Raw genomic sequence first — 21,471 nt, 5'->3', positions numbered from 1 at the left:
CGTACCCGACCCCACACTGATTGGAAGGCACGACCATGGCGGGACCCGTCCTGGAAATGCGCTCGATCGTCAAGACCTTTCCCGGCGTCAAGGCGCTGTCGGACGTCAATCTGACCGTCCGCCAGGGCGAGGTCCACGCCATCTGCGGTGAGAACGGCGCCGGGAAGTCCACCCTCATGAAGGTGCTCTCCGGCGTCCATCCGCACGGCACCTACGAGGGCGAGATCCTCTTCGACTCGGAGGTCTGCCGCTTCAAGGACATCCGGGCGAGCGAGCACCACGGCATCGTCATCATCCACCAGGAGCTGGCACTGGTGCCGTTCCTCTCCGTCGCCGAGAACATCTTCCTCGGCAACGAGCACGCCACGCGCGGGTTCATCAACTGGAACGACACCCTCAAGCACGCCACCGAACTGCTGCGCCGTGTCGGACTCGACGAGCACCCGGAGACCCGCGTCGCCGACATCGGCGTGGGCAAGCAGCAGCTCGTCGAGATCGCGAAGGCCCTGTCGAAGTCGGTGAGACTCCTCATCCTCGACGAGCCGACGGCCGCGCTGAACGACGAGGACAGCGGCAAACTCCTCGATCTGATCCTGGAGCTGAAGAACCAGGGCATCACCTCGATCATCATCTCCCACAAGCTCAACGAGATCCGCAGGGTCGCCGACTCGGTGACCATCCTGCGCGACGGGCGCACCATCGAGACGCTCGACGTGAAGGCGCCGGAGACGACCGAGGAGCGGATCATCGCCGGCATGGTCGGCCGCGACCTCGACCACCGCTTCCCCGAGCGCACCCCGCACGAGCCGGAGGAGGGGGCCGCCCCGGCGCTCGAGATCCGCAACTGGACCGTGTTCCACCCGATCGACCAGCAGCGCAAGGTCGTCGACGACGTGTCGATCCAGGTACGGCGCGGGGAGATCGTCGGCATCGCGGGACTGATGGGCGCCGGGCGCACCGAGCTCGCGATGAACCTCTTCGGACGCACCTACGGCCGGTACGCGCAGGGCACGGTCCTCAAGGACGGCGAGGAGATCCGGACCAGGACCGTGGCCGAGGCGGTCGGCCACGGCATCGCGTACGTCACCGAGGACCGCAAGCACTACGGGCTCAACCTCATCGACACCATCAACCGCAACATCTCCTTGACCGCCCTGAAGAAGGTGTCCAGGCGGGGGGTGGTCGACGAGCACGAGGAGCGCCAGGTCGCCGAGGGCTACCGGACGTCCATGAACATCAAGGCGCCGACGGTCTTCGAACCGGTGGGCAAGCTGTCCGGCGGCAACCAGCAGAAGGTCGTCCTCAGCAAGTGGATCTTCGCGGGCCCGGAGGTGCTGATCCTGGACGAGCCCACACGCGGTATCGACGTGGGCGCCAAGTACGAGATCTACACGGTCATCGACCGGCTGGCCGCCCAGGGCAAGGCGGTCGTCTTCATCTCCTCCGAACTGCCGGAGCTGCTCGGCATGTGCGACCGCATCTACACGATGGCCGCAGGACGGCTGACCGGTGAGGTACCGCGGGCCGAGGCCACGCAGGAAGTGCTGATGCGTCATATGACGAAGGACAAAGAGGTAACGCGATGAGCACGGATGTGACCGCCACGACCCCGGCCCCCGCGCCGCCGGGCAAGAGCGGATCGGCCACGGGCGGGAGTCTGCTCCAGCTGATGCTGAACGGGCTGCGCCGCAACATGCGGCAGTACGGCATGCTGATCGCGCTCGGTCTGATCGTCGTCCTCTTCGAGATCTGGACCGGTGGCGACCTGCTGCTGCCGCGCAACGTCTCCAACCTGGTGATGCAGAACAGCTACATCCTGATCCTCGCGATCGGCATGATGCTGGTGATCATCGCCGGGCACATCGATCTGTCGGTCGGGTCCCTCACGGCGTTCGTGGGCGCGTTCGCGGCCGTGCTCACGGTGCAGCACGGTATGGCGTGGCCCCTGGCCCTGGTGCTGTGCCTGCTGGTGGGCGCGGTGGCGGGTTCGGTGCAGGGATTCCTGATCGCGTATCTCGGCATACCGTCGTTCATCGTCACCCTCGCCGGGATGCTGCTCTTCCGCGGTCTGACGGAGATCCTGCTCAAGGGGCAGACCCTCGGCCCGTTCCCGGACGGGCTGCAGAAGATGGGCAACGGCTTCCTGCCCGAGGCGGGTCCGAACACCAACTACCACAACCTCACGCTGCTCCTCGGCCTCGTGCTGGTCGCCGCCGTGGTGTGGCAGGAGACTCAGGACCGGCGCCGCCAGCGGGAGTTCGCCCTCGACGTGCCGCCGGCGAAGCTGTTCGCCCTCAAGCTCGTCGCCCTGGTCGCCGCGATCCTCGTGCTGACGCTGCTGCTCGCCAGCTACAAGGGCGCCCCGATCGTGCTCATCATCCTCGGCGTGCTGGTGGTCGGCTACGGCTATGTGATGCGCAACGCCGTCTTCGGCCGCCACATCTACGCGATCGGCGGCAACCTGCCGGCGGCGAAGCTGTCCGGCGTCAAGGACAAGAGGGTCACCTTCCAGGTCTTCCTGAACATGGGCGTGCTCGCGGCCCTGGCGGGGCTGGTGGTCGCCGCCCGTCTGAACGCGGCCTCGCCGAAGGCGGGTGTGAACTTCGAACTCGAGGCCATCGCCTCGTCGTTCATCGGTGGCGCGTCCATGAGCGGCGGTGTGGGAACCGTCCTCGGCGCGATCATCGGTGGGCTCGTCCTCGGCGTGCTGAACAACGGCATGAACCTCCTCAGCGTCGGCACCGACTGGCAGCAGGTCATCAAGGGCCTCGCCCTTCTGGTGGCGGTCGGCTTCGACGTGTGGAACAAGCGCAAGTCCGGTTCGTAACACGTCAGCTCGGGCCCCGTCGCGACGACGGGGCCCCACCCTTCACGGGAGCCGCACATGGAACTGAACAGACGCACAGTCATCGCGGGCGCCGCGGCCGCGGGCATCGCCGCGACCACCCTCGGCACCGGCACCGCCGAGGCCGCCCCGGGAGGCAGGAAGCCGGTGAAGGAGCTCTTCGGCAAGCTGGACGACGGCACGAAGGTCTACCGCTGGTCCCTGCAGAACGGCGGCACCCGGCTGAAGGTCCTGTCCTACGGCGGCATCATCCAGTCCCTGGAGATCCCCGACCGGCACGGCCGCTACGCCAACGTCTCGCTCGGCTACGACAACCTCGCGGCCTACGTCGCCGGCACCACATTCTTCGGCGCCACGATCGGCCGCTACGGCAACCGCATCGCCAAGGGCCAGTTCACCCTGGACGGCAAGAAGTACCAGCTGAACGTCAACGACGGCGTGAACAGCCTGCACGGCGGCGCCAAGGGCTTCAACACCAAGGTGTGGGACGTCGAGGGCTTCACTTCCGGCTCGGACGTGGGCCTGCACCTGTATGACACCAGCGTCGACGGCGAGATGGGCTATCCCGGCACGCTCAGGACCAAGGTCACCTTCGCCCTGAACCGGGACGGCGACTGGCGCATCGACTACGAGGCCACCACCGACAGGCCGACGGTCGTCAACCTCACCAACCACACGTACTGGAACCTCGCCGGCGAGGGCAGCGGCACCATCGAGGACCACGAGCTCACGATCGCCGCCTCCCGCTACACGCCCACCGACACGGGCCTGATCCCCACGGGCGAACTGGCGAAGGTCTCCGGCACCCCCTTCGACTTCCGCGAGAGCAAGCCGGTCGGCCGGGACATCCGCGCGGGCCACCCCCAGCAGGTGCAGGCCAAGGGCTTCGACCACAACTGGGCGCTCGACAAGGGCGTCACGGCGAAGCCGGTGCACATCGCCACTCTGCGCGACCCGCGCTCCGGCCGCACCCTGAAGATCGCCACCGACCAGCCGGGCCTGCAGTTCTACTCCGGAAACTTCCTCGACGGCACCCTCGTCGGCACCTCCGGCCGCACCTACCGGCAGGGCGATGGCCTGTGCCTGGAGACCCAGCACTTCCCGGACTCCCCGAACGAGCCGTCGTGGCCGTCGACCGTGCTGCGGCCCGGGCAGACCTACCGGACGACGACGATCCACTCGTTCGGCGTGTGACACGCCACCGGAGGGACCGGTTCCGGAAATCACACCGGCTTCACACGAGTTGAACACCGTCCCTCCCCTGTCCGTATGACTGGGTGGCCCGCGCTCCCCCGCGCGGGCCACCCACAGACGACGGGCCCGCCGTCCCCACCGGGCCCGCCTCATACGGAGGTTCCATGGGCGACACCGTCACCTCGCTGTTCCGCGGTACCGCGGCGCACAGTCCCTCGATGGCGGCGCTGACGCGCGAGGGCGGCGACGGAACGGGTCCCGTGGACTTCTGCATCCCCTGCAACCCCTACTTCCCCACACCCGCCATGTTCGACGAGCTGGCGGGCCGGCTGCGCGAGATCATCACCTACTATCCGAGCAGCGCCGACACGATCACCGCCGAGCTGTGCAACCTGCTCCAGCTGCCGCCCAGTTGCGTGGCGATGGGCAACGGCTCGACGGAACTGATCACCTGGATCGACCACCTGCTGGTCCGCGAGTCCCTCGCCGTCCCCGTTCCCACCTTCGGCCGCTGGACCGACCAGCCCATGGAGACCGGCAAGCGCGTCGACATGTTCCCGCTCCAGGAGTCCAGCGGTTTCGCCCTGGACCTCGCCAAGTACGCGGAGTTCATCCGAAAGCGCGGCACCCGCGTCGCCGTCGTCTGCAATCCGAACAACCCCGACGGCGGATTCGTGCCCCGCCAGGCGCTGGTGCAGTTCATGGACGCGATGGCGGACCTGGACCTGGTGGTGATCGACGAGTCGTTCCTGGAGTTCGCCGACGCCGAGAACGAACCCAGCGTCGTCCAGGACGCCGTGATGCGGCCCAACGTCATCGTGCTGCGCAGCCTCGGCAAGAACTTCGGACTGCACGGCATACGCTTCGGCTACCTGGTCGCCAATCCCTCGCTCGCGGGCCGGGTCCGCTCGATGCTGCCGAAGTGGAACCTCAACTCCTTCGCCGAGCACGTCGTGTTCATGCTGAGGGAGCACGGTGCCGAGTACATGGAGAGCCTGCACCAGGTCCGCCGCGACCGTCTGGACATGTCCCGGCAGCTCTCCCAGCTGCCCGGTCTGACGGTCTACCCGTCCCAGGGCAACTTCCTCTTCGTACGCCTGCCCCTGGGTGCCGAGGGCACCGTCGTCCGTGACCGGCTGCTCACCGAGCACCGGATCCTCGTCCGCGAGTGCGGCAACAAGATCGGTTCATCCAGTCGCTTCCTGCGGCTCGTGGTGCGCCCCGAGGTGGACGTGCGTCGCCTGGTGTCCGCCATGGAAGAGGTGCTCTACGGGACCAGGAGGGGAGCCGCCGTGCCCGAGCCGAGCACAGGGACCGGCTACAGCTCGGGCACGGCGGCGGTGGACCGGCTCGTCAGCCAGACCAACGGCGCGGGCGTCATGGGGCTCGCCTCCCAGGCGTGGTCGATGCCGCTCGCCCCCGGCTCGGCACCGGCCCCCGTGCCGATGCCCGCCCCGATGCCCGCGCCCCTGCCCGCGGCACCCCCGCTGCCCGCACCGACTCCGCTGCCCGCACCTCCCGTCCCTGCCCCGATGCCCGCACCGGCACCCGCTCCGATGCCGGCGCCGGCCGCCGCCGTGGCCGCCGCTCCGCAGCTGCCCGGGATGCCGCCGGGGGTCGCCCCGGCCCCCGCCGCCGGTCTGCGGCCGGTCCCGCAGACCGGCCTGCCCGGACTCGCGGCGGCCGCGCAGAACCGGCGCGGAATGCCCGCCGCGGGCGGTCTCACGGCCGCCCAGGTCCGCGGCCGCACCCAGCCGGAGCCGGTCCCCGAGCCGACGGGCTGGCCGGCGGCGGGCGCGATGTACAACCAGGTCGGCTGAGCCGGCGCGGCGGGGGCGGCGCGGTCCTCGCCGCCCCGGCAGGCGAACCCCGGGTGTCCCAGTTGACGCGCCGGTGAACATGGTCGGGAGGATCTCGGTTTCCCCGGGCAACCAGGTGCCTGCTCCACTCACCATGGCCTCTCCGATCATCACGCCTGCTGCAGGAGTTGACCGTGAGCGGCATTCCCTGGGACACCGCACTGGCCGTCTTCGGTCTGGCCGTCTCCGGCGCCGCCGCCGTGTGGGAGTTCACGCTCGTCGGCCGCAAACTGCTCGGCTACCGCGTGCAGATGGACACGACCGCCCAGGACGCGGCCGCCGCGCCCTACGCGGGAGTGCTGCAGCAGATGCAGCACAACGGCACATCCCTGCGTGATCCTTCGTTCGTCCTGCTGCGCATCGAGAACAGCGGCCGGGCCCCGATCGTGGAGGACGACTATCTGGCGCCGGACGGCGCCCGGGCAGGCATCCGGGTCAGTTTCCGGGGCCGCCGTGTCGTCGGCATGGTCGTCACCGAACTCAGCCGCAGCGAACTCGGCAGCTTCTTCACTCCCGACGACCACGGCCCGGGCAGCCCGCAGCAGGTGCCGGGCCTCGGCGTCAGCGACGGACTCATCGAACTGCCCAAGGTGAAGCTCAACCGCCGCGACCACTACAAGGTCCTGGCGGTGCTGGAGCGCGAGGAGGACTTCAGGGAGCAGGCGTTCCCGGACCCGGAGGTGGTCGGCGGCATCGTGGGCGGGGTCCGTCGCGGCAGGATGCGGAAGACCGAGTACTACCCGTTCGCCGCCAAGCCGGTCCGGGCGCTGCTCGTCGTACTGGTGCTGGTGCTCATCGGGGAGTCCCTCTTCATGCTCCTGCGCAGCGACCCCGAGCCCGCGCCGCTGGACTGCGCGCGCGGCACGCTCACGCTGTCCGGTTCCACCGCGTTCGCGCCGGTGCTGCGCGAGGCCGCACGGCAGTACGAGAAGGCTTGCCCGGATGCGCGCATACCCCTGTCCGATCGCACCTTCCAGGGCAGTGTCCCGGGCCTCAGCGCCCTCGCCGCGGCGGGCAAGAAGGCCGGCCTCACGGGCAGCCAGGGCCTGGGCGACCGGCTGGCGTTCAGCGACGGCCCGAAGAGCGAGGACGGGCGCCCGCAGCTGCTGCCCCGCCCCGTGGCGCTCTCCCTCTTCACGCTGGTCGTCAACCCGGACGCGGGCGTGAAGGACCTGTCCCGGAAGCAGGTGAGGGACATCTACGCCGGGAAGATCACCAACTGGAACCAGGTCAAGGGCAACAACGTGCCGATCCACCTGGTCAGCCGCAACCCCGGCTCCGGCACCCGCACCACCCTCGAGCACCAGGTCCTCGGCGGCACGTCGTTGCCGGCTGCCACGGTGAGCGACTGCGCGTCCCTCACGGCGGCCGAGCCGGGACGCTGCGAGGTCGCGGACACGGAGACGCTCCTCGACACCGTGGCCTCCACGCCCGGCGCCCTCGGGCACAGCGAGGTCGGCGCCGCCACGGCGCAGGACGGTGTCGAGGAGGTGCGGATCGACGGCTACCCGGCCACCCTCGAAGGTGCCGACGAGGGCGCCTACCCCTACTGGCAGACGGAGTTCGCCTACACCTACGGCGAGCCGCCGGCCGACTCCATGGCCGCGGGCTTCCTGCGCTACCTGGCCGACGAGGTCGGCAAGGACATCATCCGCTCCCACGGGGACCGGCCCTGCTCGGAGCTGGCCAAGCCGTTGCTCTGCCGGCCGAGTTAGGGCCTGTCGCTCGGATCACGCCGACGTCCCGGAACACCGGAACAGGGGCCCGGGCGCGCCCGGGAACGCCGGACGCGGGGCGGCGGGCGAGCCCCCGCCGCGGTCCGCCCGCCCGGCGCGGGGCGGACGGGTGCCAGGCGCCGGCGGCCTGCCTGCCGTGTCATCGGCCGCGCCCCTCCGGCCGAAACCGTCTCCGCCCTCGCCCGCGGGAGCACGGTCGTGGACGGGGCACGTGCCCGCCGTCCGGAGCGCGGTGGAAGGAGCCCCGGGACAACCTGCTGCCGCACGACGTCGAGGGCCTCGTCCTCGACCCCCGCCCGGCACAGGGACCCCGTCGCGGCCGGCGTGGCCTGCACCCGGTCTCGGAGGACGGCAACGGCCTGCGCCGGACGACCCGCCTCTGCGCCCTCGCCGTCACCGGCGACCGACCGCCGGCACTCCGTACCCGGCGGTGTCCCCTTCGGCGGTGGAACACCGGCCGCATGCCCCAAAACTCCCCTCCGGCAGGGCGACACGCGGGCCCGAGCACGATGACGGGCGAACAGGACCGTCGGCGGCCGCCCGCCCGCGTCGGCGGAACGGACCGCCCCGTGGCCCCCGTTGCCCCCGCGACGCGGGCGCCGGACCCATGTGTGCGCGACGGCTTCGTACCGCCCGTACCGCGTAATCCGCCCGTGGCGAGTCCCTCAAGGGCCCTCCTGGTGCCGGGCACCGGTGACAATGACGGCATCCGCGACCCTGAGGAGACCGCCTTGGTGTTGAGCAGACGCGCCTTCAGCGCGATCGTCGGAACCGCCGCGCTCGGGCTCTCGCTCGGAGCGAGCGCCGGGCAGTGCAGCGCCGCGACAGCGCCCACCGGCCCCGCACCCGGGCCGCCGCGTGCGGACGGACGGCGGCACACGGTGGGCTTCGACAGACACTCGATGATCGTCGACGGCGGACGGGTCGTGCTGTGGTCCGGAGAGGTCCATCCCTTCCGGCTGCCGAGTCCGTCGCTGTGGCGGGACGTCCTGCAGAAGATGCGCGCCCACGGCTACAACACGGTCAGCGTCTACGTCTCCTGGAACTACCACTCCCCCGCCCCCGGCTCCTACGACTTCACGGGCGTGCGCGACCTCGACCTGTTCCTGCGCACGGCCGCCGAGGTGGGCCTCTATGTGATCCTGCGCCCGGGGCCGTACATCAACGCCGAGGTGGACGCGGGCGGTTTCCCCGGCTGGCTGACCGCCACGAAGGGCAGGGCCCGCACCTCCGATCCGACGTACCTGACGTACGTGGACGAGTGGCTGACCGCCGTGAACCGGATCGCGGTGCGCCACCAGTACACCGCCGGAACCGGCACGGTCGTGCTGTACCAACTGGAGAACGAGTACGCGGACCACGTCACCGAGGCGGCCGGCCGCGACTACATGGCCCACCTGTACCGGAAGGTCCGCACCGACGGCGTCGACGTGCCGCTCTTCCACAACGACAAGGGCAGGAACGGCCACTGGGCGCCCGGCACGTTCGACACCGGCGGTGAGAGCGGGCACTGGCTCTACGCCTTCGACGGCTATCCCTCACCGTTCCGGACCCCGCCGGACTGGGGATACTTCGGCCCGGGCGGGGCCGGGGGCGGAGCGTCCGCGAGCCCGGGCACCCCGGGATTCCTGGCCGAGTTCGGGGGCGGCTGGTTCGATCCGTGGGGCGGAGCCGAGTTCGACGGCAAGGGGTACGCCGAGTCGCGCCGTACCCGGGACGCGGCGTACGAGCGGCGCTTCTATCTGACCAACCTCGCCAACGGCATCACGATCCACAATGTCTATATGACCTTCGGCGGCACCTCCTGGGGCTGGCTGCCCGCACCGGTCGTCTACACGTCGTACGACTACGGGGCCGCCCTCGACGAGGCCCGGCAGCCCACCGCCAAGCTGGTCCCGATGCACCAGCTCGGTCATCTGCTGCACAGCGTGCCCGAGTTGGCCGAGCTGGACCGTGCGGAGGACCTCGCCGTCGGCGGCGGCCCGGGGCTCAGGGCGTACCACCTCGTCAACGCAAGGACGCGGGCGCACGTCCACATCCTGCGCAACGACGCCGCCGACGAACGTGTCGCCGCCGTCCCGCTGGCCGGGACGACCGTCCGGGTGCCCGTCCCCGGCCTCGACGCCCGGCTGCTGGCCACCGGGATCTCCCTGGGACAGCGCACGCTGCGTCACTCCACCGCCCAGCCGATGCTGCGCCTGGCCGCGGGCCCCCAGGACGTCGCGGTGTTCACCGGCCGCGCAGGCGAGACGACGGAGACCGTCGTCGAGGCCGCGGCCGAACCGGTCTTCACCGTGCTCGAGGGGAAGGCCCGCTGCGAGTACCGGGACGGCGCGCTGCACGTGCACGCCCGGCTCGGCGGGCTCGTCCGGGTGCTGGTGGACGGCGGCGGGGTGCCGCGCCCCCTGCTGCTCCTGCTCGTCGACGACGCAACATCCGTGCGTCTGTGGCGCCATGACACCCCGTCGGGCTCCGTCCTGGTCTACGGACCCGAGCTGCTGCGCACGGCCGATCTGAGCGGTACGACCGCGCACCTGGGCGGCGACACGGTCGAGGAGGCGGACCTGGAGGCGTGGCTGCCGCGCGGTGTGACGGAGGTCTTCTGGAACGGGCGGCGCGTGCCCACGCACACCACCCGCTCGGGCAGCCTGCGTGCCACGCACCGGCTGCCCGGCGCGGGAGCGGTCCGGCTGCCCGCGCTGACCGGGTGGCGCCGCCGCGCCGAGAACCCCGAGTCGGCTCCCGGTTTCGACGACTCGGCGTGGCGGACGGCCGACCGGGCCACCTCCTCCAGTACGACCCCGGTGCCGGCGCCGGGACCCGTCCTGTTCGCCGACGACTACGGCTTCCACTACGGGGACGTCTGGTACCGGGGCCGCTTCGAGGACGCGGCCGGCGCCGCAGCGGTGTCGTTCTCGTACGTCACCGGCACCCAGGGCCTGCTGATGGCGTGGCTGGACGGCAAGCCCCTGGGGACGCACCGGATGCCCGTGCCGGACAAGAAGACGGTCCGGCAGGGCACATGGTCGGCGACGGCCGCGTTCCCGGTCGCACCGGGGAAGGGGCCCCATGTCCTGTCCGTCCTCGTCCGCCGCATGCAGCACGACCAGGACGGACGGGCCGACGACACCCACAAGGCGGGACGCGGGCTCGTCTCGGTGGCCTTCGACGGTGCGACACCGCGGGTGAGATGGCGCATCCAGGGCGAGGCGGCACCCGATCCCGTGCGCGGACCGATCAACAACGGGGGTCTGTACGGGGAGCGGCACGGCTGGCATCTGCCCGGATTCGCGGACGGCGGCTGGGAGCCCGCCGAACTGCCGCGGGGCGAGCGGCGGCAGGGCGTCGTCTGGTACCGGACCGCCTTCCGGGCGGCCGTCGATCCGGGAACGGACGCGTCGATCGGGCTGACGCTCACCGACGACCCGGCCCGCGCCTACCGGGTGCAGATCTTCCTCAACGGCTGGAACATGGGCCAGTACATCAACGACGTGGGCCCGCAGCACACGTTCGTCCTGCCGAACGGGGTGCTGAACACCCGTGGGGAGAACACGCTCGCCCTCGCGGTCCTCTCCGACGGGACCACGCCGGCGGGACCCGGGGCCGTGCGGCTGACGCTGCTCGGCAAGGCCGCGGGAGGGGTCCCGGTGGCATTGGTGGACTCCCCCCGCGCCGCGCACTGACGAGAGAGTGCCCCGGCCCGGCGGGCCGGGGCACTCGACCAGGTCAGCCGGCGAACGCGGGCTGCGGCAGGCCCTTTCCGGCGCCCGGCACGACCAGCACCGAACCGGAGAGCGGATGCGGCGCGTCCAGCCCCGTACGGGCCGTGGTGATGTACAGGTCGGCCAGCTCCGGGCCGCCGAACGCACACGCGGTCGGACGGCGGACGGGCAGTTCGAGGACGCGGTCCAGCACGCCGGAGGGGGTGTAGCGGTGTACCGCGCCGCCGTCCCACAGTGCGACCCAGACACAGCCGTCGGCGTCGACGGCGAGCCCGTCGGGGAAGCCGCGGTCGACGTGGGCCAGCGGGCGCCGGCCTGCCGGGAGCCCGCCGTCGCGCACATCGAGGACGTCGACCCGCCGGGTCGGCGAGTCGATGTAGTACATCAGCCGGCCGTCGGGACTCCAGCCCGTGCCGTTGCTGACGGCGACGTCGTCCAGCACCGTCAGGACCGTGCCGTCGGGTGTGATCCGGGACAGCGTGCCACCACCCGGCGCCTCGTCGTACCGCATGGTGCCCGCCCACAGCGATCCGTCGGCGGCGACGGCCGCGTCGTTGGCGCGGCGGCCCGGGACGACCTCGCGGTGCAGCCAGCGGAAGTCGCTGCCGTCGGGCCCGTACAGGCCGACTCCGTCGCGGAGGTTCACCACCAGACCGCCGCCGGCGCGCGGCTTGGCGGCCCCCACGTGCTGTTCCGTGGCCATGACCGTGCGGCGGCCGGAGGCGGGATCATAGGTGTGCACCCGTGAGCCCAGGATGTCGATCCATATCAGCCGCTGCGCGCCGGTGTCCCACGTCGGCCCCTCGCCCAGGGCCGCCTCCGCCCGTACGGCGACCTCGTAGCCCGTCATGCGGCACCCCGGTGGCCGAGCCTCTCGGAGAGCTCCGCGGCGCCCTTCGCGGCGAGCTGCTCGAGCTCGGCACGGCGCTCGTCGCTCCAGCGGATCATCGGTACGGAGATCGAGAGCGCGGCGACGACCTTCCCGGTGCGGTCGCGCACCGGGGCGGCGACGCAGCTGACGTCGGGGTTGGACTCGCGGGTCTCCACGGCGAGACCGCGTCCGCGGATCTCGCCCAGCACCGTGCGCAGGACCGCCGGGTCGGTGATGCTGTTGGGGGTCATCGCGACGAGCTCCGCGTCGTCGGGGATGCGGGCGGCCAGTTCCTCCGCCGGGAGGGAGGCGAGGAGCATCTTGCCGACGGAGGTGCAGTGGGCCGGCAGCCGGCGACCGGCCGCCGACACCATCCGCACGGCGTGCGTGGAGTCGACCTTGGCGATGTAGATGACGTCGGTGCCCTCGAGGATCGCCACGTGCACCGTCTCGTCGCAGGTCTCGGCGACCGACCGGGCGACGTGCTGCCCCTCGGCGGCGAGGTCCAGCTGCTCGGCGTAGCGGCTGCCGAGCTGGTAGGGGCGCACGCCGAGCCGGTAGCGTCCCGGTTGCCCCGGCACCTGGACGATGTAGGAGCGTGCGGCGAGCGTGGTGACCAGCTCGTGCACGGTGGTACGCGGCAGCTGGAGCTTGCGCACGATGTCGGGGGCGGAGAGCGTTCCGTCCCCGTCCAGGAAGAGCTCCAATATGTCGAGAGCCCGGGTCACCGCAGGTACAAGGCGTCCCACGACCGGCCCCCTCCCTTGCGTTCGAAATTTCAACCGGCGATCGGCATGGCGAACACAGGCTAATCACAGTGGACTCGGCCGGGCAATGGCCCGATCCAGGTGACGTCCCGGGGACGGCCCGCGGACTGCCGTGCGGGCGACCGCTTTTCGGCGGCCCTCGCCCCGTCCGCCCGGCCCGCTCTCGACGGAGCCCCCTCCTCGTGGAGCCCTGCCTTCTGCCGATTTCGTACGGCCCTCCACCTCCGGGCGGCTCTCCGTACCGTCCTCCCCTGGCCGGACCCGTCCCGAGGGGCGGTCGCCGTCCGGGTGCCGTGGCCGTGGGCGAGGATGGTGTGCATGCCGTCCGCGAAGCGCCCCACCGGCCCCTTCACACCCGTCGACTTCCAGCTGGTCCTGCTGCGCCGCATGGCCGACCACAATCCGGACCTCGTCGAGAGCGCCCGCCACGAACTGGGGGTCTCGATCGCCGAGATGCGCGAGGCCAACCGGCGCTGGCAGGCGATGCTGCACTCCCCTCGCGCCCGCGCCGCCGCCTCCCGTTACCGTTCCGTCCTCGGCGAACCCGAGTCGACGCAGGCCCGCAGGATCGGCGACCTGGACTGCCGGGCGATGCTCTGGCCGGTGCCGCTCTGGCCGGATCTGCGCTTCGAGATCCTGGTGGCGCCGAACGGGGTGGTGTGGAACGAGTGGCTGGTACGGGCGCCGGGTGCGCCCGGCCCGGAGCTGAAGGCCCTGGAGGACCTCACCCCCTGGTCCAGCACGGTCGACGAGGTGGCGCGCGCCTTCTCGCCCGCCCGCCCGCTGGAGGGCACGGCCCCCACTCGCTGGGGTCTGGCCTTCACCGCGCCGGACGCCTCGGGTGAGCGGCACGACGTGGCCGCGGAGTTCACCTGGGGGCTGTTGCAGCGGACGGGCGTCAGCGGGCGGCCGTGAGGACGGCCTCCACCACCGACGGCAGCGACCCCGCGTGCAGACCGAGGAACAGGTTGGGCTCGACCAGCTCCAGCTCCATCACGCACGGACCGCCGTCCGCGCCGTCGACGAGGTCGACCCGGGCGTAGAGGAGTTCAGCAGAGCCCGGTATCGCCGCCAGGGCCCGCTCGGCGACGGCGAGTTCCTCCGGGGCCGGGGTCCATGCCTCCAGGCGGGGGTGGGCCACCTTCTTCTCGTCGTACGGCGTTCCGGGCGTGAGAACGGCCCCCTTCCGGCTGGCGTGCAGCAACCGCCCGCCGAAGAACTGCAGCGCCCGCTCCCCGCTGACGTCGATGTTCCTCACATAGGGCTGCACCATCGCGGTGAACCCCTCAGCGTGCATCCGCTCCAGCTGCCGTACGGCGGTGGCCCGCTCCGCCGGGGTGTACCGGGCGGCGAAGCGGGCGCCCGCGCCCGAGGTGGGCTTGACGACGTACTCGTGGTCGTCGGGCAGCTCGGCGGGCTCGCCGGGGGCGATGTACCGCGTGGGGACGACGGGGACGCCGGCCGCGACCAGGTCGCCGAGGTACCGCTTGTCGGTGTTCCAGCGCACGACCTCCACCGGATTGGCCAGCCGTGTGGCCCTCGCACAGCGCTCGGCCCACGCCGTGAACTCCGCCGCCCGCCAGCTGTAGTCCCACGTGGAGCGGATCACGGCCAGGTCGTAGGCCGCCCAGTCGATGTCGGGGTCGTCCCAGTACACGGCGTCGGCGGCCGCCCCGGCCGCCCTCAACTCCGCGACCAGTCCCGGCAGATCCCGGTCGACCGAGACCTCCGGCCGGGGACGGCACGTGACCAGTGCGACTCGGGCTGCGGAGCGGGGCACGTCTGCACTCCTGTTCGTACGGCGGCTGCTGGGCGCAGGTTAACAACGGGCCGGGGAACCGCGGCAACCTTGTTGACCTTCACCTTCGGTGAAGCCACGGCATCGGTGGACGGAACGGGGAACGGCCGGAAGGGCGGAGTGCGTCGAGATCCGCCACGCCGACCGGCCGCGCTTCGGGGGGCGAGGCCCCTGCGACCCGGCGGTCCCGGACAGCGGCGGCCGGGTCACCCCTCCCCCACGGACGTCACCCGGCTCCCCGCCCGGCCCCGCGGCACGGTCGCCGACGACCTCGCCCCGGCGACGGCAGGCCACCGCCGCACGGCATGTCCCGGACACGGCCCGCCGCGGCCGGCCGGGGCATCCGGCCCCGAGGACGGTCGAGCTGCGGGCGGCTCCCGAGGAGGGCACGGTCGTAGGCAGGCGCGCACCGGTACCTGCCGGGGCGGGATGAGGTGTCCGTCACCGCGGGGAGGGGTTTTCGCCGGCCCTGATGTAGGAACGGTCCTTGAGTCCGTACGTCCGCTTCGAGCCCAGGAGTACCCCGCGTGTCCACCCTGTTTCCGGCCCTGACCGAGCCCTCGGCCGGGCGGCGGCCCGCCCTGTGCTTCGGTGAGCGGGCCCTGACGTACGCGGAGCTCGCCGCGGCGGCCGGCGCGCTCGCCGGGCGGATCGGCGGTGCGGGAAGGGTGGCTGTGTGGGCCACGCCGTCCTTGGAGACCGCCGTCGCGGTGGTGGCCGCGCTGACCGCCGGTGTGCCCGTCGTCCCGCTCAACCCGAAGTCCGGGGGGAAGGAGCTGGGGCACATCCTTTCGGACAGTGTCCCGTCCGTGGTGCTGGCCGCTCCCGGCGACGAACTCCCCCCGCCGGTCGCCGCGTTGGAGCGCGTGCCGGTCGACGTGCGCGACACCGGGACGTACGCTCCCGCCGAGATGGACGAGGAGAGCCCCGCCCTCGTCGTGTACACCTCCGGGACCACCGGACCGCCCAAGGGCGCCGTCATCCCCCGCCGTGCCGTGACCGCCACCCTCGACGCGCTCGCGGACGCCTGGAAGTGGACCGGGGACGACGTGCTGGTGCAGGGGCTGCCCCTGTTCCATGTGCACGGTCTGGTGCTCGGTGTGCTCGGCCCGCTGCGGCGCGGCGGATCCGTGCGGCACCTGGGCCGCTTCAGCACCGCGGGCGTGGCGCGCGAGCTGGGCGCCGGCGCGACCATGCTGTTCGGGGTACCGACGATGTACCACCGGATCGCGGAGACGCTGCCCGGCGACCCCGCCCTCGCCGAGGCACTGGGCCGGGCCCGGCTCCTGGTCTCCGGGTCCGCCGCGCTGCCGGTGCACGACCACGAGCGGATCGCCGCCGCCACCGGCCGCCGGGTCGTCGAGCGGTACGGGATGACGGAGACCCTGATGAACACGAGCGTGCGCGCCGACGGGGAGGCGCGCCCGGGCACGGTCGGCGTGCCGCTGCCCGGTGTGGAGCTGCGGCTCGTCGAGGAGGACGGCTCGCCGATCGCCGGTGACGACGGGGAGACGGTGGGCGAGATCCAGGTCCGCGGCCCGAACCTGTTCACCGAGTACCTCAACCGTCCCGACGCCACCACCGCCGCGTTCACCGCCGACGGCTGGTTCCGCACCGGCGACATGGCGGTCCGTGAGGCCGGCGGATACGTGCGCATCGTGGGCCGCAAGGCCACCGACCTCATCAAGAGCGGCGGCTACAAGATCGGTGCGGGCGAGATCGAGAACGCGCTGCTGGAGCACCCGGGAGTACGGGAGGCGGCCGTCACCGGGGAACCCGACGAGGACCTCGGCGAGCGGATCGTCGCATGGGTGGTGCCGGCGGACGCCGGGGACCCGCCCGGCCCGGAGGAGTTGGCCGGCCATGTGGCGCGGCGGCTCGCCCCGCACAAGCGCCCACGCGTCGTGCACTACCTCGACGCCCTGCCCCGCAACGACATGGGCAAGATCATGAAGCGGGCGCTGGGCGATGCCTGACCGCCCGACCGCACGGCAGGCCCTCGCCCTCCTCACCGACGACTTCACCGAACTCCCCCACCCGGCCGGGACCTCCGGACCCGACGGCCCGCTGGAGTGGGCCGGCTACGGCGCCTCGCGTGCCCGCGCCGCCGCCCGCACCGGCGAGGACGAGTCCGTGGTCTGCGGGCACGCGACCGTCGGCGGCACCCCGGCCGTACTGATCGCGTTCGAGTTCGGCTTCCTCGGCGGCTCCCTCGGCGAGCGAACCGGTGACCGGCTGGAGGCTGCGCACGTCCACGCCCGCGAGCACCGGCTCCCGGTCGTCTCGCTCGTCGCGACCGGCGGCAGCCGGATGCAGGAGGGCATGCTCGCGCTCACCCAGCTCCAGCGCGTGGCCCGGCAGTCGGCGCTCACCCGCGCCGCCGGCCTGCCGCAGCTGTCCGTCCTGCGGGACCCGACGACCGGCGGCGGCTGGGCCACGCTGGGCGCGGGCGCCGACGTGGTCCTCGCCCTGCCGGGCGTCCAGGTGGGATTCGCCGGCTCCCGGGTGCGCCCGGCGGACGCGGACCCGGCGGCGTACACGGCGGAGGCGCAGGTGGCGGCCGGCACGGTCGACGCCGTCGTAGGGCCCGGGGAACTGCGGGAGACGGTGGGCCGGTGGCTCGGTCTGCTGACCGCGCCGTCGTCCGACCCCGCTCCGGTGCCCGGAGCGCTCGGCCGGGTGGACCTTCCGGCGACCGGCTGGGACGCCGTCCGGCGCGCCCGCGACCCCCTGCGTCCACGGGCGCAGGCCTACCTGGACGCCTACTTCACCCGCCGGGTGGCCCTCGGCGGCGACCGCCGCGGTGGCCTCGACGCGGGCATGCTGTGCGGTTTCGGCTCCCACGACGGCCGTACGATCGCCTACGCCGCCCAGACGGGCGCCGCGACCCGCCCCGCGGGATACCGCACGGCCTCCCGTCTGATCCGGCTGGCGGACACCCTGTCGATCCCCGTGCTGACGCTGGTGGACACACCGGGCGCCGCCAACGACGCGGAGGCCGAGCGGCACGGCGCGGGCGCCGCCATCGCGGACCTGTTCGCCGCGGTCGCCACCGCCCGTACACCGCTCACGACGCTGGTGATCGGCGAGGGCGGCTCCGGCGGCGCCCTCGCACCCGCCGCGCCCGGCAACACGTGGGTCACCCCGGACAGCTACTTCTCCGTCATCGCGCCGGAGCTCGCCGCCGCGATACTCAAGCGCCCGGCGCACGAGGTGCGCTCCACGGCGGACCAGCTCCGGCTGCGCCCCCAGGACCTGGTGGCGCTCGGCGTCGTACGGGGGATCGTCGGCGGGGGTACCGCACCGGCCGGATGATCTCCCGGGCGCGCTCCGCCCCGGACCCGGGCGCCGCGCGCTCGAGTATCGCGGCGGCGAGGTCCGGTCGCGCACGGACTTCCGGGGCGCCCGGCGCGCTCGGGATCACTCGCCCGGAGCCGCCCCGCCCGGCCCACCTCGAGAGGCGCGGTCCCCGCCCGCGGCACACGATGGGGGAGGAGTGGCCCGCCGCCCGGCGGCCACCCGCGGCCTGTTTCGGAAGGTACCGCCATGACCGTGAGTCTGGACCAGCTGCGCCGTTGCCATTTCGCCGTCGACCTGGGGGCGGCCCGGACCCGTGTGTACGTCAAGGGTGCCGGGCTGGTGGTGGATCAGCCCAGCGCTGCCGCCGTCAACACGCGGAACGGTGCGCTGATAGCGGTCGGTGAACTCGCCGAGAAGATGACGGGACGCACGCCTTCGTACATCCGGGTGGTACGGCCCGTCTCCGGCGGCACGGTCGTGGACATCGAGATGGCCCAGCGGATGCTGCGCCATCTGCTCGGCGAGAGGCTGCGCCGCAAACTGCGCCGCAAGCCCCGGCTGCGGGCCGCCGCCTGCACCCCGCACGACGCGGACCCGCTGGCCCAGCGCGCGACCATCGAGACCCTCGTCGGGCTGGGGGCCCGGAGGGTGGAGCTCGTGGACACGCTCGTGGCGGCCGCCGTCGGCTGCGGGCTGCCCGTCGAACAGGCCGAGGCTTCCATGATCATGGTGTGCGGGGCGGCCGCCACCCAGATCGCCGTGCTGTCGCTGGGCAACATCGTCACCGCCGAGCGCGTCCCGGTGGGCGGCGAGGCGGTCGACCACGCGATCGTGCAGCATCTGCGGCACGAACACGCGTTGATGCTGCCGAGTCAGTCGGTACGTCCGCTGCAGGTCGCCCTCTCCGGCAACGGGCTGACCCCGCACGGACCCGCGGCCACCGAGATCCAGGGCCGGGACGTGGCGACCGGTCTCGCCCGTTCCGTGCTGGTCGACACCGCCGCCGTGCGGGACGCCATCCAGACCCCGCTGACCGCCGTCCTCGACGGCATCGGCAAGGTGCTCCGGGACTGCCCGCCCGACCTGGTGGCCGACCTGGCGGACCGGGGGATCATGATGGTCGGCGGCAGCGCCCTGCTGCCGGGCCTCGACCAGATGCTCCGCCAGGCGACGGGCATGCCCGTGCACATCGCCGAACGCCCGGACATCTGCGCGGTCCAGGGCCTGGGCGCGATGCTCGAGGGCAGGATCCAGCCGCTGGTACTGAATCCGCTGGCGGCCTGACACCGTCCGGGGCCGGGGCCGTCCGGGGCCGGGGCCGTTCGCGGCACCCCGGCCCCGAAGGCGCCCCGTACACGCGTCCGGCGCGCGGCCCTGCGCCGGGCCTGCCGCCGTGCGCCCCTGCCCACCGGGGTGTGTTCAGGTACGGCGATGGGGAGGACGTACCCGTGACCGGAACCGGTACGACCGACGCCGCCGCGCGAGGCGCCATCACCCCACGGCACACCGCCGCAGGGTTCACCACCGCGCCCCGGACGCCTCCGTCCCCGCGTTCCTCCACCCGGACCCGGGTCACCCGCATCGGCGTCACCGGGCACCGGTCGATCCCGGCCGCCGTCCTGCCGTCCGTGCTGTCCGGCATGCGCCGGCAACTCAGCGCCGAGGGCCGCCTGGAGGCCCTCAGCAGCCTGGCGGCGGGCGCGGACCAGCTCTTCGCCGACATCGCCCTGGCCAACGGCGTACCGGTCACGGCCGTGATCCCGGGGATGGACTACGAGGCGCATCTCGGGGACGCCGAGACGCGGGCCGCGTATCGCCGGCTGCTCGGCTCCTGCGCAACCCGGGTGGACCTGCCGGCCGAGGACACGCACGAAGAGGCCTACCACGCGGCGGGCCGCTGGATCGTCGACCACTCCGACCGGCTGGTCGCGGTCTGGGACGGTCGCCCCGCCCGGGGCCCCGGCGGCACCGGCGACGTGGTGGCATACGCGCGGTGCACCGGGGTGCCGGTGACCGTGCTGTGGCAGCCCGGCGTGGGACGCGACTGACGGCCGACCGACCGGCTCTCGTCACAGGCCGCCCGGCAGTGCCTCAATGTCCGAACTTGACCAGCCAGTCCGAGTGCTGCGGCGACACCAGCCGCTCCGCCTGTTCCACCGCCTCGGCCCACCGCTCCTCGGTCACGGTCGTACTCATCGTGATCCGCAGGGTCTCCAGATCCTGCTCGACGAGCGAGTGCGCGTACGTCAGCGGCCGATGGCGGCGCACCTCCTGCCAGGCCACTCCGGCCGCGGCGCCCGCGCTCAGCAACCCGGTCAGATCCCAGCCCTCGATGACGCCCGCGGCCCGGAGCACCGCCGCGACGAGCGCGAGCAGCGACAGCACGGCCGTGACGGAGGACCAGCGCGTTGAGGACCGGTGGGTCTGAGCGGCCCGGCGCTTGTACCAGGCGTGCTGCTCCAGGAGCCGGTCCCGCAGATAGATGTCCCGGCGCACCTCGTACGGCTTCCCGCGCACCGCCCGCATCACCGGCGTGATCTGCCCGGCGCCACGCGCACCGGCCCCGTTCCGTTCGTCCTCCCACCCGACCTTGCGCAACTCCCGCAGCCGCTCCTCCAGTCGTTCCGCGAACAGCGCCTCGGGATTGGCCACCCTCGAGTGGAACGGCCCCCCGTGGACCATGTACTGCCAGGACAGCGACTTCAGCAGCTCGGCGACCGCACGGTGCGCCTGCCAGTGCGCGCGGGCGCGGCGCCGGGAGGTGCGCAGGCCGATGACGATGGTCAGGGCGTACAGCACGGCCGCGATTGCCGCCGGAATATGACTGTGGAGATGTTCGGCCAGCATCGCGGCCGCGGCGGCCATGAGAAGAACCACCAGTTGGGTGCGGACGGCGCGGAAGGATTCCCCCTGACGGGCCAACGCTCTTCGGTCACTGACACGAAAGAGTGGCGGAAGATCGCCGTCGCCCAACGTCACGGTGGGACCCGGAGTTCCAGCTCGCATGCTCTCCCCCGACTGCCGGCAAGCGAACAACTGGAAAAATCCTGCTCCACGAGTGGAGCATTTGGACACCCCCGGTGGGCGATTGCATGCCCACCGTGTTAGCGTTCCCGCCAAGAGCATCCGTCAACAGGTCTCAGGCTGTCTCCAGACGTCTACAGGTCCCAACGCCCACACGGTCATCCCTACCTTGCGACGGGAAACGGGCTGGATCTGTCAACAAGCCGAACTGGAGCCATGAGAAAGCCATGAACTCGACGGCCACCAAGATCCAGCACGAATCGGTCGAACCCCGACCGGCTCGCCGCCTCACCCCCCTTGCCTCCGCCGCCGCCGACAAGACTTCCGCGGTGAGGTCGACGAGTCGCCTGACGGA

General features: G+C 72.3%; 15 protein-coding genes. 11 read left to right on the top strand and 4 right to left on the bottom strand.

Annotation, left to right across the window (positions count from 1 at the left end; translation table 11 throughout):
- The first annotated feature begins 35 nt into the window (after positions 1-35).
- The 6 genes from mmsA (at position 36) to ACSHXN_RS27715 (ending at position 11,317) form a co-directional block, all read left to right on the top strand.
- Complete coding sequence (gene mmsA, locus ACSHXN_RS27740; protein ID WP_355134996.1) at positions 36-1,586, top strand: multiple monosaccharide ABC transporter ATP-binding protein; 1,551 nt, start codon at positions 36-38, stop codon at positions 1,584-1,586.
- Positions 1,583-2,827, top strand: coding sequence for a multiple monosaccharide ABC transporter permease (mmsB, locus tag ACSHXN_RS27735; RefSeq protein ID WP_438303987.1), 1,245 nt, complete (start codon positions 1,583-1,585; stop codon positions 2,825-2,827). The genes mmsA and mmsB overlap by 4 nt, the downstream gene beginning before the upstream one ends.
- A 57-nt stretch (positions 2,828-2,884) precedes the next feature.
- On the top strand, positions 2,885-4,039 hold the full coding sequence (locus ACSHXN_RS27730) for an aldose epimerase family protein (protein ID WP_438303985.1): 1,155 nt from the start codon (positions 2,885-2,887) through the stop codon (positions 4,037-4,039).
- Positions 4,040-4,203: 164 nt separating this feature from the next.
- Positions 4,204-5,859, top strand: coding sequence for a pyridoxal phosphate-dependent aminotransferase (locus ACSHXN_RS27725; protein ID WP_438303983.1), 1,656 nt, complete (start codon positions 4,204-4,206; stop codon positions 5,857-5,859).
- Positions 5,860-6,032: 173 nt separating this feature from the next.
- Positions 6,033-7,613: a substrate-binding domain-containing protein gene (locus ACSHXN_RS27720; protein ID WP_438303981.1), complete on the top strand. Its 1,581-nt coding sequence runs from the start codon at positions 6,033-6,035 to the stop codon at positions 7,611-7,613.
- 752 nt (positions 7,614-8,365) lie between these two features.
- Positions 8,366-11,317: a beta-galactosidase gene (locus ACSHXN_RS27715; protein ID WP_438303978.1), complete on the top strand. Its 2,952-nt coding sequence runs from the start codon at positions 8,366-8,368 to the stop codon at positions 11,315-11,317.
- A 43-nt stretch (positions 11,318-11,360) separates the two neighbouring features.
- Here the strand turns inward: ACSHXN_RS27715 and ACSHXN_RS27710 are convergent, their stop codons facing one another.
- Both ACSHXN_RS27710 and ACSHXN_RS27705 read right to left on the bottom strand, forming a co-directional pair.
- Complete coding sequence (locus ACSHXN_RS27710; RefSeq protein ID WP_355135008.1) at positions 11,361-12,206, bottom strand: SMP-30/gluconolactonase/LRE family protein; 846 nt, start codon at positions 12,204-12,206, stop codon at positions 11,361-11,363.
- Positions 12,203-12,976, bottom strand: coding sequence for an IclR family transcriptional regulator (locus ACSHXN_RS27705; protein ID WP_355135010.1), 774 nt, complete (start codon positions 12,974-12,976; stop codon positions 12,203-12,205). Before ACSHXN_RS27705 ends, ACSHXN_RS27710 begins: the two co-directional genes overlap by 4 nt.
- Before the next feature lie 336 nt (positions 12,977-13,312).
- On the opposite strand from ACSHXN_RS27705, the gene ACSHXN_RS27700 reads away from it, so the two are divergent.
- The gene (locus ACSHXN_RS27700) at positions 13,313-13,909 is read left to right on the top strand and encodes a hypothetical protein (protein ID WP_438303975.1); all 597 of its coding nucleotides are present in this window, start codon (positions 13,313-13,315) and stop codon (positions 13,907-13,909) included.
- On the opposite strand, the gene ACSHXN_RS27695 is transcribed toward ACSHXN_RS27700, so the two are convergent.
- Positions 13,893-14,774, bottom strand: a complete 882-nt coding sequence (locus tag ACSHXN_RS27695; RefSeq protein ID WP_438303973.1) for an ATP-grasp domain-containing protein — start codon at positions 14,772-14,774, stop codon at positions 13,893-13,895. The two genes, ACSHXN_RS27700 and ACSHXN_RS27695, sit on opposite strands and share 17 nt — an antisense overlap.
- 545 nt (positions 14,775-15,319) lie before the next feature.
- Between ACSHXN_RS27695 and ACSHXN_RS27690 the strand changes: the two genes are divergently transcribed.
- The 4 genes from ACSHXN_RS27690 (at position 15,320) to ACSHXN_RS27675 (ending at position 20,140) form a co-directional block, all read left to right on the top strand.
- Entirely contained in the window at positions 15,320-16,768 is a 1,449-nt protein-coding gene (locus tag ACSHXN_RS27690; protein ID WP_355800818.1) for an acyl-CoA synthetase, read from the top strand.
- Positions 16,761-18,107 carry a carboxyl transferase domain-containing protein gene (locus tag ACSHXN_RS27685; protein ID WP_438303971.1) on the top strand — a complete coding sequence of 449 codons (1,347 nt, stop codon included), beginning with the start codon at positions 16,761-16,763 and terminating at the stop codon, positions 18,105-18,107. The genes ACSHXN_RS27690 and ACSHXN_RS27685 overlap by 8 nt, the downstream gene beginning before the upstream one ends.
- A gap of 231 nt (positions 18,108-18,338) precedes the next feature.
- The gene (locus ACSHXN_RS27680; protein ID WP_355135020.1) at positions 18,339-19,376 is read left to right on the top strand and encodes a rod shape-determining protein; all 1,038 of its coding nucleotides are present in this window, start codon (positions 18,339-18,341) and stop codon (positions 19,374-19,376) included.
- A 296-nt stretch (positions 19,377-19,672) separates the two neighbouring features.
- Positions 19,673-20,140, top strand: a complete 468-nt coding sequence (locus tag ACSHXN_RS27675) for a hypothetical protein (RefSeq protein WP_355135112.1) — start codon at positions 19,673-19,675, stop codon at positions 20,138-20,140.
- A 43-nt stretch (positions 20,141-20,183) separates the two neighbouring features.
- Here ACSHXN_RS27675 and ACSHXN_RS27670 read toward each other — a convergent pair whose 3' ends face one another.
- On the bottom strand, positions 20,184-21,098 hold the full coding sequence (locus tag ACSHXN_RS27670; RefSeq protein ID WP_355135022.1) for a DUF4231 domain-containing protein: 915 nt from the start codon (positions 21,096-21,098) through the stop codon (positions 20,184-20,186).
- Positions 21,099-21,471 lie beyond the last annotated feature (373 nt).

Source organism: Streptomyces sp. HUAS TT11 (genome assembly GCF_051553595.1).
In the GTDB taxonomy this organism is placed as follows: domain Bacteria; phylum Actinomycetota; class Actinomycetes; order Streptomycetales; family Streptomycetaceae; genus Streptomyces.
Note: the sequence above shows the minus strand (reverse complement) of the source record. Positions and strands in the feature narration are given on the sequence as shown.

Bases quoted from the DNA above. Each gene is read 5' to 3' on its own strand.
- ACSHXN_RS27685 (WP_438303971.1), top strand. From the start codon at position 16,761: ATGCCTGACCGCCCGACCGCACGGCAGGCCCTCGCCCTCCTCACCGAC.
- ACSHXN_RS27700 (WP_438303975.1), top strand. From the start codon at position 13,313: ATGCCGTCCGCGAAGCGCCCCACCGGCCCCTTCACACCCGTCGACTTC.
- ACSHXN_RS27670 (WP_355135022.1), bottom strand. From the start codon at position 21,098: ATGCGAGCTGGAACTCCGGGTCCCACCGTGACGTTGGGCGACGGCGAT.
- ACSHXN_RS27730 (WP_438303985.1), top strand. From the start codon at position 2,885: ATGGAACTGAACAGACGCACAGTCATCGCGGGCGCCGCGGCCGCGGGC.
- mmsA (WP_355134996.1), top strand. From the start codon at position 36: ATGGCGGGACCCGTCCTGGAAATGCGCTCGATCGTCAAGACCTTTCCC.
- ACSHXN_RS27725 (WP_438303983.1), top strand. From the start codon at position 4,204: ATGGGCGACACCGTCACCTCGCTGTTCCGCGGTACCGCGGCGCACAGT.
- mmsB (WP_438303987.1), top strand. From the start codon at position 1,583: ATGAGCACGGATGTGACCGCCACGACCCCGGCCCCCGCGCCGCCGGGC.
- ACSHXN_RS27710 (WP_355135008.1), bottom strand. From the start codon at position 12,206: ATGACGGGCTACGAGGTCGCCGTACGGGCGGAGGCGGCCCTGGGCGAG.
- ACSHXN_RS27680 (WP_355135020.1), top strand. From the start codon at position 18,339: ATGACCGTGAGTCTGGACCAGCTGCGCCGTTGCCATTTCGCCGTCGAC.